Genomic DNA, 15,483 nt, shown 5'->3' with positions numbered 1-15,483 from the left:
TGTGACGGGCGACGGGCCCCCGGCGGGCAGCCGCGAGCGCCCAGAGCCCCGCCCTTCTCAGGGCGTCCCGAACGCCGGCCGCTCCGGATCGAGCCTGGCCATGCCCTCCGCGGGAGAGGACGCCTCCGCGAAGTGCCGCCGGGGAATCCGCCCGGCCCGGTGGGCGAGGCGCCCCGCCTCGACGCCGTGCCGCATGGCCTCCGCCATCAGGACCGGCTCCTGCGCCCGCGTCACCGCCGAGGCGAGCATCACGCCCGCGCACCCCAGCTCCATCGCGAGCGTGGCGTCGGACGCCGTGCCCGCGCCCGCGTCCAGGATCACCGGCACGCGCGCGTGCTCCACGATCAGCTGGAAGTTGTGCGGATTGCGGATGCCGAGCCCCGAGCCGATGGGCGAGCCGAGCGGCATGATCGCCGCGCAGCCCACGTCCTGCAGCTTGCGGGCGAGCACCGGGTCGTCGTTCGTGTACGGCAGGACCGTGAAACCGTCGTCGACCAGGGTCTCGGCGGCGTCCAGCAGCTCGATCGGGTCGGGCAGCAGCGTCCGCTCGTCCGCGATGACCTCCAGCTTCACCAGGTCCGTGCCGAGCGCCTCGCGCGCGAGGCGGGCGGTCAGGACGGCCTCACCGGCGGTGTAGCAGCCCGCCGTGTTCGGCAGGACGCGGATGCCGAGCCGGTCGAGGACGGAGAGCACCGAGCCCTGCACGCCCGGGTCGAGGCGGCGCATCGCGACGGTGGTCAGCTCGGTGCCGGACGCGACCAGGGACCGTTCCAGGACGTCGAGGCTGGGCGCCCCGCCCGTGCCCATGATCAGGCGCGAGGAGAGGGTGAGCCCGCCGAGGACGAAGGGGTCGTCTGCCATGGTCGGATCAGCCTCCCTGGACGGCGGTGAGCACTTCGACGCGGTCGCCGGCGGCGAGTGCCGTGCCGGTCCACCGCGCGCGCGGGACGACGGTCTCGTTGAGGGCGGCGGCGACACCGGAGGGCGCCGCGGTGAGCGTGGCGACGAGGACGTCGAGCGTGGTGCCCGGGGCCACTTCGCGCGCCTCTCCATTGACGGAGACGGAAATGTTCGTACTCATGCGGGTTGCTCCGTGAACGACTGCGTAGGGGGGACGGGGGAGGGCCCGGTGAAGCGCCGCGGGGTGAACGGGCGCGCCTCGTCGGGCAGTTCTCCCGTGGTCAGGGCGTGCGCCATCACGTCGCCCGTCACGGGCGTCAGCAGCACGCCGTTGCGGTAGTGCCCGGTGGCCAGCAGCAGGCCGGGCAGCCGGGTCGGGCCGAGCAGCGGCGCGTTGTCGGGGGAGGCCGGGCGCAGGCCTGCGCGGGTCTCGGTCAGCGGCAGCTCCGTGATGCCGGGCACGAGTTCGTGGGCGTCCCGCAGGAGTTCGTAGACACCGCCCGCCGTGACCGTGGTGTCCCAGCCCAGTTCCTCGCTGGTGGCGCCGACGACCAGCTCGCCGTTCTCGCGCGGTACGAGGTAGAGGTGGCTGCCGCGCACGACCGCGCGCACGGTGCGGCTCAGGAACGGCGCGTACGGCTTCGGCACGCTCAGCCGCAGCACCTGCCCCTTCACCGGCCGCACGGGCGGCAGCACGTCGTCCGGCACGCCCGCCAGGCGCCCGCTGAGACTGCCCGCCGCGAGCACCACCTGCCCCGCGTGCAGCTCGGTGCCGTCCCCGAGGAGCACTCCCCGGGCCCGCTCGCCCGCGACCGACAGCCGCTCGGCCCACGCGCGGTGCAGGGCGACGCCCGCCCGCTCGCAGGCCACCAGGAGCGCCGCCGCGAGCCGGCGCGGGTCGACCTGGTGGTCGCCGTCGACCCGCAGCCCGCCCCGCACGCCCGGGGCCAGCATCGGCTCCAAGCGGCGGCACTCGCGGCCGCTCAGCCACTCCGACTCCAGGCCGGAACGGCGCTGGAGGGCGTGCAGCTCGCGCAGATGGGCGCGGTCGTCGGCGTCGAGCGCGACCGCGAGCGTGCCGCACGCGCGATGGCCGACGTCGCGGCCGCTCGCCTCGGTCAGTTCGGCGACGAAGTCCGGATAGCGGCGCGCGGAGGCGAGGTTGAGCCCCAGCAGGGTCTGCTCGCCGTGGTGCAGTTCGGTGACGGCGGCCAGCATGCCGGCCGCGACCCGCGCGGCGCCGCCGCCCGGTTCGGGGTCCACGACGGCGACCGAGAGGCCGCGCTGCGCGGCCCGCCAGGCCGTGACCAGGCCGATGATGCCGCCCCCCACGACGAGGACGTCCGTCGGACCCGTGGACCGCGCCGGTGGCGCGTGTGCCGATGTACGTGGCTGCATGGGCGTCCAGCCCCTCCCTTCGCCGGCATGACCCGGATCAGGTTCGTACGGTCGGAGGCCGTCCAGCCTCCCTCTCAGCCCGGTGCGTCCGGGCTCCCGCGAGTGCTCTGCGCCGACCACCCTAGCCCGTCGCCCGGTGACGCAGTAGGGGAGCTGTCCGGGCATGGCCGGTGACGTTGTGTCAGAGATCTCCTTACCGGCCTCTGAGGACAGCCCCGCCCGCCGCCCTACAGTGATCGGGTGAGCGAGCAGCAGAGGCAGAGCGGGCAGCAGGGGCAGGCCGGGCGGCGCGTCGTCATCGTCGGCGCCGGAATGGCCGGGGTGCAGACCGCCGTGGCCCTGCGCGAGCAGGGTTTCGCCGGCACGGTCACCCTCATCGGGGCGGAGCCGCACCAGCCCTACGACAGGCCGCCGCTGTCCAAGGCGGTGCTGCTCGGCAAGGCGGAGGGCTCCGCGTTCGACATCGACTTCGAGGCCCTCGGCATCGACCTCACCCTGGGCCGCGAGGTCACCGGGGTGCGCCCCGCCGACCACGTGCTGGACACCGCCGAAGGACCGGTCGGCTACGACGTCCTGGTCCTCGCCACGGGCGCCGAACCGATCCGGCTGCCGGGCACCGAAGGCGTCCCCGGCGTCCACCTGCTGCGCACCCTGGACGACGCCGAGCGACTGCGGCCGGTCCTCGCCGCGCAGCACGACATCGTGGTCGTGGGGGCCGGCTGGATCGGCGCGGAGTTCGCGACGGCCGCGCGCGAGGCGGGCTGCGCCGTCACCGTGGTCGAGGCCGCGGGCCGGCCGCTCGCCGGAGCGCTGCCGGAAGAGGTCGCCGCCCGCATGGCGGGCTGGTACGCGGACTCCGGAGCCGCTCTGCGCACCCACGCACGCGTGGACCGCGTCGAGCCCGGTGCGGTGCTCCTCTCCGACGGGACCCGGCTGCCCGCCGGCGCCGTCGTCGTCGGCATCGGGGCGCGCCCCGCGACGGGCTGGCTGGCCGGCTCCGGCATCGAGCTGGGCGCCCACCGGGAGGTCGTGGCCGACGACCACCTGCGCGCCTCGGCGCCCGACGTGTACGCGGTCGGCGACTGCGCGTCCTTCCCCTCCGCCAGGTACGGCGAGCGCCTGCTCGTCCACCACTGGGACAACGCCCTCCAGGGCCCGCGCGCCGTGGCGGCCGACATCATCGGCGACACCCCGACGGCGTACGACCCGGTGCCCTACTTCTGGTCGGAGCAGTTCGGCCGTTTCGTGCAGTACGCGGGCCACCACACGGCGACCGACGAGCTGGTGTGGCGCGGCGACCCGACGGGGGTGGCCTGGTCGGTGTGCTGGCTCAGGAGCGGCGCCCTGGCGGCGGTCCTCGCGGTGGGCCGCCCCAGGGACCTGGCCCAGGGCCGCAAGCTGATCGAGGCGGGCACCCACCTGGACCCGGTCCTGGCGGCCGACCCGTCGGTGCCGCTGAAGAAGGCGGCACTGTAGGAAGAAGGCGGCGCTGCGGGACGCCACCGGGGAGAGCCAGGCACGCCCGGGCCCCCGGCCAGAGATACGCTGGGGCGGTGACCGAGATTGACTCAAAGACCGACGCGCTCGTCCCCGCCTGGCTCCACCTCCCCGACATCGCCGAAATGCTCGACGTCGAGGTGACGCGCGTACGCCAGCTGGTCAAGGAAGGCCAGTTGATCGCCGTACGCCGTGGTGAGAACCGCACGCTCCAGGTGCCGGCCGCCTTCATCGACGGCGACAAGATCGTCAAGGGCCTCGTCGGCACTCTGACGCTGCTGCGGGACGACGGCTTCTCCGACGAAGAGATGCTGGAGTGGCTCTTCACCCCCGACCCCTCCCTGCCCGGCACCCCCGCGCAGGCCCTGAGCGAGAATCGCGGCACGGAGGTGAAGCGCCGCGCCCAGGCGCTCGCCGTCTGACCGAACACACCGCTTCGGGTGCGGGCCGCGTTCGCGCGCGGCCCGCGTCGCCCATCCACACCGGGGGGATCTCTCCATGGCCGCCGACCACCCGCGCGCCCAGCTCGCCGACGCCCGTCTCTACCTGTGCGTGGACGCCCGCAGGCGCCAGGGCGACCTCCCCGAGTTCCTCGACGCCGTCCTCGCGGGCGGCGTCGACATCGTGCAGCTGCGCGACAAGGACATGGAGGCCGGCGAGGAGCTGGCGCACCTGGAGGTCTTCGCCGACGCCGCACGGCGGCACGGCAAGCTCCTCGCGGTCAACGACCGGGCGGACATCGCGCACGCCATCGGCGCCGACGTCCTCCACCTCGGCCAGGGCGACCTGCCGGTCCCCGCCGCCCGCGCCATCCTCGGCCGGCACGTGCTCATCGGCCGCTCCACGCACGCCGAGTCCGAGGCCGCCGCGGCCGCCGCCCAGGAGGGCGTGGACTACTTCTGCACGGGCCCCTGCTGGCCCACCCCCACCAAGCCGGGCCGCCACGCCCCCGGCCTGGACCTGGTCCGGTACACGGCCTCCCTCGGCACGGACCGCCCCTGGTTCGCCATCGGCGGCATCGACGCGGGCAATCTCGACCAGGTCCTCGAAGCGGGCGCGCGCCGTGTGGTCGTCGTACGGGCGATCACCGAGGCCGACGACCCCGGAGCGGCCGCCGCGGACTTCGCGAAGCGGCTGCGTACGGCCGGCTGAGCTGTGGCGCGGACGTGGCGCGGCCGTGGTGTGACCGGGGCGCGGCCGTGTCCGGTCCGTGGACAAGACCCCCGACAAATGCCCTGAAATCGCCAGGTCCGGTTGGGGGACCGCCGGGGCCTGGCTAACCTGCCCATATGGCCCTAGGCACAGCTTCCACCAGGACGGACCGCGCGCGCACCGTGCGCGACATGCTCGCGACCGGCAAGACGACGTACTCGTTCGAGTTCTCCGCGCCGAAGACCCCGAAGGGCGAGCGGAATCTGTGGAACGCGCTGCGCCGGGTCGAGGCGGTCGCCCCCGACTTCGTCTCCGTGACCTATGGAGCGGGCGGTTCGACCCGGACCGGCACGGTCAAGGAGACCCAGCAGATCGTCGCCGACACCACGCTGACGCCCGTCGCACACCTGACCGCGGTCGACCACTCCGTGGCGGAGCTGCGCAACATCATCGGGCAGTACGCCGACGCCGGCATCCGGAACATGCTCGCGGTCCGCGGCGACCCGCCGGGCGACCCGCTCGGCGAGTGGATCGCCCACCCCAAGGGCCTCACCTACGCCTCGGAACTGGTCGAACTCATCAAGGAGTCCGGCGACTTCTGCGTGGGCGTCGCCGCCTTCCCCGCCATGCACCCGCGCTCGCCCGACTGGGAGTCCGACACCCGCCACTTCATCGACAAGTGCCGGGCCGGCGCGGACTACGCCATCACGCAGATGTTCTTCGACCCCGAGGAGTACCTGCGGTTGCGCGACCGCGTCGAGGCGGCGGGCTGCGCGACGCCGATCATCCCCGAGATGATGCCGGTCACCAACGTCCGCCAGCTCGACCGGCTGCCCCAGCTCAGCAACGCCGTGGTCCCGGACAGGCTGAAAGAGCGGATCCTCGCGGCCAAAGACGATCCCGCCGCTGTACGCTCCATTGGCATCGAGTTCGCGACGGAGTTCTGCGCGCGGTTGCTGGCCGAAGGCGTGCCGGGATTGCACTTCATCACGCTCAACAACTCCACGGCGACGCTGGAAATCTACGAGAATCTGGGCCTGCACGAACAGGCCTGAACGGCAGTACCCCCGTACCCACGGGCGGCGGCCGTAGGGGAGTGGGGCGTACATGGGCTGGACGGTCCTCTACATCGCGTTCGGATTCGTCGCGCTGTGGCTGCTCGGCGAGGTGTTGTTGCAGTACAAGGCCAGGCTGCGCTGGCGCCTGCTGGCCTTCGTGGGCTTCCTGGGCGTCGTCGTCGGCGTGGTGCTCTCCTCGGTCCTGGTCATCGCGGCCGGCGCCATCGCCTTCGCCGTCGGCCAGACGTACGTGACGCTGTCGTTCCGCCGCGGCTTCTCCACCGGCTGGGCGCTCGGCGGCAAACCAGGCCTCAGCAAGCGCCGCAAGAAGCCGTCCCGGCCCGCCGCGGACGTGCGGGAACCGGCGCTCCAGGTGTCCGACCTGGAGTACGAGCAGGTCCCGCCGCCTCCCGCGCACGACCCGGCGGTCCACGAACCGCAGCCCCTGCCCGACGACACCGGGCAGTACGGCGTCTACAGCGACACGCCGTACGCCCCGCCCGCCCCGCCCGCCGCTCCGCAGGCTGCCGGGAACGACTTCGACGCCGCGCCCTTCCCCGGCTACGACCAGCAGCACTACGGCTACGACGAGACCGGGCACCAGCAGTACGCCGCGTACTCCGACCCGTACGTCGGCACCCAGACCTACGACGCGGGACAGAGCTACGCCGGCTACGGCGACCAGCAGAGCTACGCCCCGTACGGCGGCGACACCTACGGCGGGCCCGGCGAGGTCTACGACGACACCCCGCCCGGCGGCGTCTGGGTGCCGCACCAGCGCTCCACCGAGGGGCAGTACGGCGGCGAACTCCCGGCGGAGCAGCCCTACCCGCCCCAGAACGGACACGCCGACGGCCACGAGGGCCACGACGGCCACGACGGCCACGACAACTCGGGCTACAACGAGCAGCAGTACCGCTACTGACCCCCTGCGGAGGTCAGGGTCACTGGGAGCCCCGGAAGTCGGGGCCCTCGACGATCAGCCCCGCGACCAGCGCGCCCGACATGCCGGCGTGGGGCAGGCCGCCGCCCGGGTGCGACCAGCCGCCGACGGCGAAGAGGCCCGGCAGGCGGGTGCTGTTGGACGGGTGCAGGAGCCGTCCGCCGGCCGCCGCGAGCGCCGGGGCGGGGACCGCGCCGCCGTCGGCTCCGGTGGCCTCGGCGATGTCGGCCGGGGTGTGCGTCCCGTGCCACAGGAGGCGTTCGCGCAGCCCCGGGAGGACGGACTCGGCCCGGGAGATCACCCGCTCCACGTCGGCCGGGCCCACCTCCAGGCGCGCGGGCACCGTCACTGTCAGCGTCACCGCCTCGTGCGCGCCGTCGGGCGTCAGGCTCGGGTCGTCGGGGCGCAGCACCGTCACGGTGGGGGAGGCGGGCAGGCCCGGTCGCTCCCCGAAGAGGCGCTCCAGCTCGTCCTGCCGGTCGCGGGAGTGCAGCACCGTCCGGTGCGGGGCGCCCTCGGGGCGGGCGCCCGACAGGGCCAGCAGGACCGTCAGGCGGCTGGGCAGCCCGGCGCGCGCGGGGACGTCGTCCCGCGCCCGTATCTCCACACCGGAGAGCATCCCGTCCAGCACGGTGGGTGCCACACCGGCCACCACGAAGTCGGCGTCGGCCGTCGAGCCGTCGGCCAGCTCCACACCCGCCGCCCGGCCGTCCTTCTCGACGATCCGGACCACCGCCGTGTCGAACACGAACTCCACCCGGCGGGCCAGGCACCGCTCGTACACCGCCGTGGCCAGCGCGCGCAGGCCGCCCCGCACCGACCAGGTGCCGAAGGTCTGCTCCAGGTACGGCAGGACGGCCGCGCTCGCCGGGGTCGACCGGGGGTCGAGGCCCTGCGCGAGGGCGAACTGCTCCAGGAGCGCCAGCAGCCGGGCGTCGCCGCCCAGCTCCAGCTCGCCGATCTCACTGAGGGTGCCCGCGCGGCGCTCACGGCGCAGCAGGCGCTTGTGGGGCACGGCGGGGTACGGCTCGCGGGCGCCGAGCACCTGCCAGTTCGGGTACAGGGGCTCTTCCAGGAGGGGGCGGCGGGTGCGGTCCCACGTCTCCCTCGCGCGGTTCATGAACGCCGCCCAGCGGGCGCCCGCGCCGGCGCCGAGGGCCGCGTCCAGGGCCTCGCCGACGCCCGCGCGCGAGGCGTTCGGCAGGTCGGTCGTGGTGCCGTCGGCGAAGACGTGGCGCACGGCGGGCTCCACCTGGGAGAGCTCGACGCACTGCTCCAGGGGCTCCTTGCCGGTCTTGACGAACACGTCGCGGTAGACCGCGGGGAGCTGGAGCAGGCCGGGCCCGGTGTCGAAGGCGAACCCGTCCCGCTCGACGCGGCCGAGCGCGCCGCCGTAGGTCCGCCCGCGTTCGTACACCACCACCCGGTGGCCCGCGACGGCCAGCCGGGCGGCGGCCGTCATGGCGCCCATCCCGGCGCCGATCACCACAATCCGTGCCATGCCAGGGACTTTATCGGCCACCACCGACAGCCGTGCCGCAGGGCCTCAGAGCGCGGGCGGCCCGTCCCGTCCGGCCAGCCGTCTCTCCTCGCGCCGCTGCGCCCCGCGCCGCAGGAACCGGCGGATGCGCGAGAGGAGGAAGAACAGCAGGAACAGGCCGAGCAGCAGGAGCACCGCCGCGATGACGGCGGCGGCCTCGGGGTGGAACATCGCCAAGGAGATGAGCCCGCCGACCCCGAGGTCCTCGGCCGTGCTCATCACGACATTGCTGAAGGGCTCGGGCGAGGTGTTGATCGCCATCCGGGTGCCGGCCTTCACCGCATGGCTGGCCAGCGCCGTCGAACCGCCCACGGCGCCCGCCGCGAGGTCCGACAGGGACCCGCTCTGGCCCGCGAGCAGCGCGCCCACCACGGCGCCGGACACCGGCCGGACGACCGTGTGCACCGAGTCCCAGACGGAGTCGACGTAGGGGATCTTGTCGGCGACGGCCTCGCAGAGGAAGAGCACCCCGGCGGCGATCAGCACGTCCGGCCGCTGAAGCGCCTCGGGCACCTCGTCGCTGACGCCGGTGGCGCCGAAGACGCCGAGCAGCAGGACAACGGCGTACGCGTTGATCCCGCTCGCCCAGCCGCTGGTGAACACCAGGGGGAGTACGGACACGGACGCGATCGTAACCACTGTCGGGCGGCGCGGCCCGGGCATCGGCGCGCACGTCTGAGTATCCGTACCTATCCGCGGAGATGAGTACGCGCGCGGATAGGCCCCCACCTGCGAAGACGGCAGAGTGGGGGCCACGGAGAAGGGCACGGCGCCGGTACCGCCGACACGGGGCGGCGGAACCGCGCCGGGCCCTTGGCCGCTCCTTCCGCCGCGAGGCGGGAGCGAGGTGACTCGGGGGGGCGACCACACGGGGGACGCACGGGGGTCACGGGGGACACGAAGAAGGCGCCGGTCCGGTGCCGCCTGGCGAACAGGGGGCACCGGACCGGCGCCTTCGTACGGGCGCGTACCGGGCTGCCGTACCGCTACGCGCGCGTGCCTGGCTGCCGACCGCCTTACGCGCGCGTGCCGCTGACCCGGCCCTGGAGCAGCCGCGAGAGCGCCGCGTGCACGTCGTCCAGGGAACGCTCCGGCTGGAAGGCCTGCCAGTCGAGGGCGGCGACCAGCACCATCCCGACGAGCGCCGCGGCCGTCAGCGGGATGTCGATCTCATCGCTCAGCTCCCCGCCGGCGACGCCCGCCCGCAGCACGTCCTCGACCACCGCGACGGCCTGCTGCCTGACCACGAGCAGGGTGGACTGCCAGGCGCGGTTCGTGCGCCACAGCTCGGCGACGTACAGCTGGGTGAAGGCGGGGTAGCGGTTGATGAAGACGAGACCGGCCCTGATCATCGCGTCGAGGGCGTCGACATTGCTGCCGCCGCTCGCGCGCGTCTCCTCGGCCGCTTCCCTCAGGGAGGCGGTCAGCAGACCGACGCCGTGCCGCAGCAGCTCTTCGAAGAGGACCGATTTGCTCGCGAAGTTGTAGTAGACCGTGCCCTTCGCGACCCCGGCCCGTTCGGCGATCTCGTCGACCGTCGTGGCGGAGAAGCCCTGTTCCGCGATGAGCGTGACGGCCGCCTCGTAGAGCTTCTGCCGGGTGGCCTCGCGCCGGGAGCTGCCTGCACTGCTGTCCATGACCTTGATTCTCACAGGTCCCGCGGGGCCACCCGTCCTCGATGCGCTCACAGGCTCAGCTCCGGGTGCAGCCGCTCCAGGGTCCACACCTGCTTGCGGTGCGCGGAGCGCGCGGTGAGCGCCAACGCGCCCAGCGTGAAGGCGGCCAGGACCGCGCACGCCTGCCAGACGGGCCCGAGGCCGCCGCCGGTGATCAGCCTGCGCAGCGCGTCGACGACATGGCTCATCGGCAGGAAGGGGTGGATCGCCCCGAAGAAGCCGGGGCTCGTCTGCACGGGATAGGTGCCGCCCGCCGACGTCAGCTGGAGCATGAGCGCGGCCAGGACGAGGATGCGCCCGGCCGCCCCGAAGCGGGCGTTGAGCCACTGCACGATGGCCGCGAAGCACGCCGTGGTCAGGCACAGGAAGCCGATGGTGCCGGCCGCCCTGGCCATCTGGAGGCCGAGCCCCCAGTGCAGGACCGACATGAGGGCCGCCACCTGGAGCACCCCGAGGGCCACCACGGGCAGCCAGCCGGCCAGCGCGATGCGCCACGCGGACGCGCCCGCGGCGAGCGCGCGCCGGTTGAGCGGCGCGATCAGCATGTACGCCACCATCGCGCCCACCCACAGGGACAGCGGGATGAAGTACGGCGCGAAACCCGTGCCGTAGTTGGGCGCCTTGTGCAGTGACCGCGAGGCGAGCTGCACCGGGTCGGCCATGACGTCGGTGCGGGCGTCGCGGTCCTTCTTGCCGTAGTCGGGGATCTTCTTGACGCCGTCGTGCAGCCCGCCGGACAGCTTCGCCGAGCCGTCGGCGAGCTTGAACATGCCGCCCTTGAGGTCGCTCGCGCCCGTCTCCAACTTGCCGATGCCCGTGTCGAGGTCGCTGGCGCCCGTCTTGGCGGTGCCGAGGCCGGTGTGCAGCTTCTTGGCGCCGTCGGCGACCTTGCCGGCGCCCCTGTCCAGTTCGTTGATCTGGGTGACGGCCTTGTCCAGGTCCTCGTCGAGGTGCGGGGCGCGGTCGGCGAGGGCCTGCGACTTCTTCTGGAGGGTGGCCAGGTGCTTGTCGAGCCGCTTGGCGTCGCCGCGCTGGTCCTTGATCACGGTGTTCATGTCGTCCGCGATGGTGGAGACGTTCTCGGCGGCCTCCTTGGCCTCCTTGAACTTGGGGCAACCGGGATCGGGCACCGCTGCGTTCTCGCAGTGCTTCGCATAGAAGTCGCCGATGATCCTGGAGCCCTCCTTGGCGCCCTTGGCGGCCCCGGGGGCGAGCTTGACCCAGTCGTCCAGGTCGCGGCGCATCGCCTTGGAGGTGTCGGCGACCAACTGGGCGGTGTCCCCGATGGTCTTGCCGTTGTCCTTCAGGAAGGGCCGCACCTTGTCCGCGGTGCCGTTGACCTTGCCGGCGAGCCGGTGGGTGCCGTCCGCGACCTGCCGCGCGCCGCTCTTCAGGTCGCCCGCGCCCTTGTGGAGCTTCTTGACGCCCGAGGCCAGCTCGGCGCTGCCCTCCTTGGCGTCCCCGAGCCCCTTCGCGAGGTCCGTGGAGCCCTTCTTGGCCTTGCCGATGCCGCCGTCGAGCCTGTCCGCGCCCTCCGCGGCCTGCTGCGTCTTGTCGTGGATGTCGGAGAACGAGATGAAGATCTTGTCGAGGAAGGAGCGCGAGGCCTTGGTCGACGCGGCCCTGCGCACCTCGGAGAAGACCGTCCGCGAGATCTGCCCGACGATGTAGTTGTTCGCGTCGTTCGTACGCACCCGCAGGGCGCCCGTCTCCGGGGAATCCCCGGAACTGGACGCGATGCGCTTGCTGAAGTCCGAGGGCATGGTCAGCGACAGGTAGTACCTCCCGTCCTCGACGCCCTCGCGAGCCTCGGCGTCGGTGACCTCGTGCCACTCGAAGGTCTTGCTGTCGTGCAGCTTGTGCACGATGGAGTCGCCCGCCCGGAGCTTCTTGCCCTGCGCGGTGGCCCCCTCGTCCTCGTTGACGAGCGCGACGGGTATGCGGTCGAGACGCCCGTACGGGTCCCAGAAGGAGCACAGGTACAGCGCGCCGTACAGCAGGGGGAGCAGCAGGAGCGCGACGAGCGCGGCCCGTGGCAGCTTGCCCCTGCCGAAGCGCCTCAGTTCAAGCGAGGCCAGTTTGGGCGAGCGCATCCGCCGTCTCCTTGTCGTCGTCGCCACCGTGCTGTTCCCGCTCGGTGTCCGGCACCGGCCGGGCGCCGGTGCGCACCACGACCGCGCCCTCGGGCGCCTCGCTGCACACCGCCACGACGGTCGTGCCGCTCTCCGTGAGGGACCTCAACAGGTCCCAGGCCTCGCCGCGTTCGGCATCCGAGAGCTTCAGGTCGGTGTCGTCGACCCCGAGCAGCCGCGGCCGGCCGATCAGCGCGAGGGCCACGGACAGGCGCAGGGCCTCGAGCCGCTCCAGATCGCGTACGGAGGTCCTGCGCCCCTTGGGCAGCGACTCCAGGTCGAGCCCCGCGGCGGCCAGCGCGGCGGCCACGCGCAACCGCGTCTCCTCGCGCCGCTCGGCACGCGGCCGCAAGAGGCCCCGCAGCGGACCGCCGAACCGCCGCTCAAGGAGCGCCCGTTCGTGCAGATGCTCGGCGACGGTCAGCGCCGGGTCGAGATCGGTGACCCCGGGCACGGGTCCCAGGGCGCTGATCCGACGCACGGAGGCCAGCTGTTCGGGCAGGCGGAAGCCCGCCACGCGTGCGTGGCCCTCGGTCGCGCGCATACGTCCCGTCAGAGCGAGCAGGAGGCAGGTGCGGCCCGAGCCGGACGGGCCCTCCAGAGCGATCAGCGATCCGGGCCCGGCGTCGATGTCGATGCCGTGGAACGCCCAGCCGCGCGGGCCCTTGAGCCCGAACCCCTCGGCGGCGACGGCGACTCCACGAGCGGCCTCGGTCGAACCGTCCACAATCCCCCCTGACAACCCGGTTTTTGAACTGACCAGTCAGTACAAAAGTAGGCCCGAACCCCCACTCGACGCAAAGGTCCAGGTCAGAGCCGATTGTCAGTGGCGTGGCCCACGATGGGCACATACGGCCACAGTGCCGTCACACGACGACAGGAGGTTCGTCATGGCCAGCACTTCCGCGGCAGCAGCACACCGGCACAGCGCCATGCGCCCCGCACCCGCGCTGAACGGCCCGGCGAGCGACGTCCACCCCGTCCTGCGCCGCGCGACCGCCCCGCCCGCCGCCCTCGAACTCCTCGCCCAGGCCCGCGCCGGAATCGACGAGGCCGCCCGCCTGGACGCCCCGAACGAGCGCTATGCCACCGCCCACCTGGCCGCCCTGCGCACCGCGGCCGCCGTCCTCGCCGCCCGCGGCAGGCCCGAGCCGACCCCGCGCCGCAGGCAGCGCATCCGCAGCGCCTGGGAGGTCCTGCCCGAGATCGCGCCCGAACTGTCCGAGTGGAGCGCCTTGTTCGCCTCCGGCGCCGCCCGCCGGGCCCGCGCCGAGGCGGGCATCCGGGGGGCCGCCACCGGCCGCGACGCCGACGACCTCGTGCGGGACGTGGCGATGTTCCTGCGCCTGGTCGAGCGGATGCTGGTCCTCCAGCCCGTCCTGCCCCAGCCGAGGCCCGAGCCGGTGGAGGCGGGAGAGGAGCGGCCGAACGTGGGCTGACCGGCGGCTCGTCGCCCGGGACGGGTGGGCGGGGCACCGGGCGACAGGCAATAGGGTGGGGACGATCGCCCACCCACGCGCCGAGGAGTCAACTGCCGTGTCGGACCCGATGCGCCCGCCCGTCTCCCCCCACCGCCCCCAAGCGGCGTCGCTGCGCTCCGACTCCCCTCGCCCGCGCGCTTCCTTGCGTACCGCCGTGGTCTGGGACGTCCTCAAGGAGGCCCTGGACCGCCGCACCGAGGCCGTCGGCCGCCAGTCGCGCACCGGGCTGGACGTGCTCGACACCGGGGGCGGCAGCGGCAACTTCGCGGTGCCCGTGGCCGGCCTCGGCCACCGTGTCACGGTCGTGGACCCCAGCCCCAACGCCCTGTTCGCGCTGGAGCGCCGGGCCGCCGAGGCCGGCGTCGCCGAGCGTGTGCGCGGGGTCCAGGGCGATGTCCTCGGCCTCTTCGACGTGGTCGAGCGCGGCGGCTTCGACGCCGTCCTGTGCCACGGCGTCCTGGAGTACGTGGACGACCCGGCCGAGGGCGTGCGCCTCGCCGTCGACGCGCTGCGCCCCGCCGGTGTGCTCAGCCTCCTCGGCGCCGGCCTCGGCGGCGCCGTGCTCGCGCGGGCCCTCGCCGGGCACTTCAAGGAGGCGCGGACCGCGCTCACCGACCCGGCGGGCCGCTGGGGCGCGGGCGACCCCGTGCCGCGCCGCTTCACCGCCGAGCAGCTCACCGAGCTGGTCGAGGCCGCCGGTGTGCGCGTCGACGCGGTGCACGGCGTGCGGGTCTTCGCCGACCTCGTCCCCGGCGTCCTGGTGGACACCGAGCCGGGTGCCATGGAGGCCCTCCTGGAGCTGGAGGCCGCCGCCGCCGAGCTGCCCGCCTTCCACTCCGTGGCCACCCAGCTCCACGTCCTGGGGCAGGCGCGCGGTACGGACCAGCCCTGAGGGACCCCGCCCCGCCGCTGATCAGCGGCGCGGCGGCACATGGAGTACGCCACAGGCCCCCCGAACGGGTGACCGGCGCCGTATGATCGAGGGACACCGTCCCGCATGACGGTTCGGCCGCCGGGGAATGCACGCTTCAGCGAGCCGGAGCGATGTGTTGGCCCGGTTTGGCGAAGTTGGCGCAGAGGGGCGGGTTTCACGGGGGCGATTCCCTGCCTATCCTGAAGGGGACCCCCGGTCGCCCCGGCGACTGCACGATGAGGAGGACTCCGTGCCGCTCTCGGAGCACGAGCAGCGCATGCTCGAGCAGATGGAGCGAGCGCTGTACGCCGAAGATCCCAAGTTCGCGACAGCGCTTGAGGGAAGCGGGCTGCGTACGTACACCCGGAAGCGGGTCTACCAAGCGGTCGTCGGCTTCCTGGTGGGCATCGCCCTTCTCATGGCCGGAATGGTCGCCCAGCAGATCTGGATCAGCGTGGTGGGATTCCTCGTCATGCTGGGCTGCGCTGTGCTCGCCGTCACCGGTTGGCGCAAGGCCCCGAAGCCGGGCGAGCAGCCCTCGGGCGCGGCCGCGCAGGGTGGAGCGCAGGCTCATCGGCAGACCAGGCAGCGCCGTTCCGTCATGGACCGCATCGAGCAGCGGTGGCAGCGCCGCCGCGACGAACAGCAGGGTGGTCAGTGAGCTCGTCCCCGCGAGGCCGCCACACCAGACCGTGACCATGTGAGGGGTGACCGCCCACGGCGGCCACCCCTCACACGTATGCCCCTCTCCTGCGTGTGCACCTCTCACCCGTGCGCAGGCCAGGGCTGGCGG

The 15,483-nt window shown here is 73.5% G+C and carries 16 protein-coding genes and 1 riboswitch; of the genes, 8 read left to right on the top strand and 8 right to left on the bottom strand.

What is annotated here, in order from left to right:
• Positions 1–57 precede the first annotated feature (57 nt).
• The 3 genes from ACZ516_RS01670 to thiO all read right to left on the bottom strand — a co-directional run bounded on the left by ACZ516_RS01670 (position 58) and on the right by thiO (position 2,298).
• Positions 58–861, bottom strand: coding sequence for a thiazole synthase (locus ACZ516_RS01670; RefSeq protein ID WP_361081708.1), 804 nt, complete (start codon positions 859–861; stop codon positions 58–60).
• A gap of 7 nt (positions 862–868) precedes the next feature.
• Positions 869–1,081 carry a sulfur carrier protein ThiS gene (thiS, locus tag ACZ516_RS01665; RefSeq protein ID WP_361081706.1) on the bottom strand — a complete coding sequence of 71 codons (213 nt, stop codon included), beginning with the start codon at positions 1,079–1,081 and terminating at the stop codon, positions 869–871.
• Complete coding sequence (gene thiO, locus ACZ516_RS01660; protein WP_361081704.1) at positions 1,078–2,298, bottom strand: glycine oxidase ThiO; 1,221 nt, start codon at positions 2,296–2,298, stop codon at positions 1,078–1,080. Before thiO ends, thiS begins: the two co-directional genes overlap by 4 nt.
• Positions 2,296–2,408: riboswitch (TPP riboswitch) on the bottom strand. It overlaps the preceding gene by 3 nt.
• Before the next feature lie 130 nt (positions 2,409–2,538).
• On the opposite strand from thiO, the gene ACZ516_RS01655 reads away from it, so the two are divergent.
• The 5 genes from ACZ516_RS01655 to ACZ516_RS01635 all read left to right on the top strand — a co-directional run bounded on the left by ACZ516_RS01655 (position 2,539) and on the right by ACZ516_RS01635 (position 6,930).
• Positions 2,539–3,774 carry an NAD(P)/FAD-dependent oxidoreductase gene (locus tag ACZ516_RS01655; protein WP_469008001.1) on the top strand — a complete coding sequence of 412 codons (1,236 nt, stop codon included), beginning with the start codon at positions 2,539–2,541 and terminating at the stop codon, positions 3,772–3,774.
• 77 nt (positions 3,775–3,851) lie between these two features.
• Entirely contained in the window at positions 3,852–4,217 is a 366-nt protein-coding gene (locus ACZ516_RS01650; RefSeq protein ID WP_361081700.1) for an Rv2175c family DNA-binding protein, read from the top strand.
• Between the two features lie 76 nt (positions 4,218–4,293).
• Positions 4,294–4,947, top strand: a complete 654-nt coding sequence (gene thiE, locus ACZ516_RS01645) for a thiamine phosphate synthase (protein ID WP_469008000.1) — start codon at positions 4,294–4,296, stop codon at positions 4,945–4,947.
• Positions 4,948–5,084: 137 nt separating this feature from the next.
• Positions 5,085–6,002: a methylenetetrahydrofolate reductase [NAD(P)H] gene (gene metF, locus ACZ516_RS01640; RefSeq protein ID WP_358584185.1), complete on the top strand. Its 918-nt coding sequence runs from the start codon at positions 5,085–5,087 to the stop codon at positions 6,000–6,002.
• A gap of 52 nt (positions 6,003–6,054) precedes the next feature.
• Complete coding sequence (locus ACZ516_RS01635; RefSeq protein WP_469007998.1) at positions 6,055–6,930, top strand: hypothetical protein; 876 nt, start codon at positions 6,055–6,057, stop codon at positions 6,928–6,930.
• 19 nt (positions 6,931–6,949) lie between these two features.
• Here ACZ516_RS01635 and ACZ516_RS01630 read toward each other — a convergent pair whose 3' ends face one another.
• From ACZ516_RS01630 to ACZ516_RS01610, 5 genes are all read right to left on the bottom strand, one after another.
• Positions 6,950–8,449, bottom strand: coding sequence for a phytoene desaturase family protein (locus ACZ516_RS01630; protein ID WP_358584181.1), 1,500 nt, complete (start codon positions 8,447–8,449; stop codon positions 6,950–6,952).
• A 45-nt stretch (positions 8,450–8,494) separates the two neighbouring features.
• Positions 8,495–9,109, bottom strand: coding sequence for a DUF4126 domain-containing protein (locus ACZ516_RS01625; RefSeq protein WP_361081692.1), 615 nt, complete (start codon positions 9,107–9,109; stop codon positions 8,495–8,497).
• 395 nt (positions 9,110–9,504) lie between these two features.
• The gene (locus ACZ516_RS01620; RefSeq protein WP_469007997.1) at positions 9,505–10,125 is read right to left on the bottom strand and encodes a TetR/AcrR family transcriptional regulator; all 621 of its coding nucleotides are present in this window, start codon (positions 10,123–10,125) and stop codon (positions 9,505–9,507) included.
• 47 nt (positions 10,126–10,172) lie between these two features.
• Positions 10,173–12,257 carry a YhgE/Pip family protein gene (locus tag ACZ516_RS01615; RefSeq protein ID WP_469007996.1) on the bottom strand — a complete coding sequence of 695 codons (2,085 nt, stop codon included), beginning with the start codon at positions 12,255–12,257 and terminating at the stop codon, positions 10,173–10,175.
• Positions 12,229–13,023 (bottom strand): ATP-binding cassette domain-containing protein, encoded by a 795-nt coding sequence (locus tag ACZ516_RS01610; protein WP_361081688.1) that lies wholly within the window; start codon positions 13,021–13,023, stop codon positions 12,229–12,231. The genes ACZ516_RS01615 and ACZ516_RS01610 overlap by 29 nt, the downstream gene beginning before the upstream one ends.
• Before the next feature lie 163 nt (positions 13,024–13,186).
• On the opposite strand from ACZ516_RS01610, the gene ACZ516_RS01605 reads away from it, so the two are divergent.
• The 3 genes from ACZ516_RS01605 to ACZ516_RS01595 all read left to right on the top strand — a co-directional run bounded on the left by ACZ516_RS01605 (position 13,187) and on the right by ACZ516_RS01595 (position 15,351).
• Positions 13,187–13,735, top strand: coding sequence for an SAV_6107 family HEPN domain-containing protein (locus tag ACZ516_RS01605; RefSeq protein WP_469007994.1), 549 nt, complete (start codon positions 13,187–13,189; stop codon positions 13,733–13,735).
• A gap of 97 nt (positions 13,736–13,832) precedes the next feature.
• Positions 13,833–14,669 (top strand): class I SAM-dependent methyltransferase, encoded by an 837-nt coding sequence (locus ACZ516_RS01600; protein ID WP_361081684.1) that lies wholly within the window; start codon positions 13,833–13,835, stop codon positions 14,667–14,669.
• Between the two features lie 271 nt (positions 14,670–14,940).
• Positions 14,941–15,351 (top strand): DUF3040 domain-containing protein, encoded by a 411-nt coding sequence (locus ACZ516_RS01595; protein ID WP_358590675.1) that lies wholly within the window; start codon positions 14,941–14,943, stop codon positions 15,349–15,351.
• Positions 15,352–15,483 lie beyond the last annotated feature (132 nt).

It is taken from the genome of Streptomyces sp. NPDC034037 (assembly GCF_055575715.1).
The sequence above is the reverse complement of the archived record's forward strand: the minus strand, read 5'-3'. Positions and strand labels throughout refer to the sequence as shown.

Bases quoted from the DNA above. Each gene is read 5' to 3' on its own strand.
- ACZ516_RS01670 (WP_361081708.1), bottom strand. From the start codon at position 861: ATGGCAGACGACCCCTTCGTCCTCGGCGGGCTCACCCTCTCCTCGCGC.
- ACZ516_RS01630 (WP_358584181.1), bottom strand. From the start codon at position 8,449: ATGGCACGGATTGTGGTGATCGGCGCCGGGATGGGCGCCATGACGGCC.
- ACZ516_RS01635 (WP_469007998.1), top strand. From the start codon at position 6,055: ATGGGCTGGACGGTCCTCTACATCGCGTTCGGATTCGTCGCGCTGTGG.
- ACZ516_RS01605 (WP_469007994.1), top strand. From the start codon at position 13,187: ATGGCCAGCACTTCCGCGGCAGCAGCACACCGGCACAGCGCCATGCGC.
- ACZ516_RS01615 (WP_469007996.1), bottom strand. From the start codon at position 12,257: ATGCGCTCGCCCAAACTGGCCTCGCTTGAACTGAGGCGCTTCGGCAGG.
- thiE (WP_469008000.1), top strand. From the start codon at position 4,294: ATGGCCGCCGACCACCCGCGCGCCCAGCTCGCCGACGCCCGTCTCTAC.
- thiS (WP_361081706.1), bottom strand. From the start codon at position 1,081: ATGAGTACGAACATTTCCGTCTCCGTCAATGGAGAGGCGCGCGAAGTG.
- thiO (WP_361081704.1), bottom strand. From the start codon at position 2,298: ATGCAGCCACGTACATCGGCACACGCGCCACCGGCGCGGTCCACGGGT.
- ACZ516_RS01620 (WP_469007997.1), bottom strand. From the start codon at position 10,125: ATGGACAGCAGTGCAGGCAGCTCCCGGCGCGAGGCCACCCGGCAGAAG.
- metF (WP_358584185.1), top strand. From the start codon at position 5,085: ATGGCCCTAGGCACAGCTTCCACCAGGACGGACCGCGCGCGCACCGTG.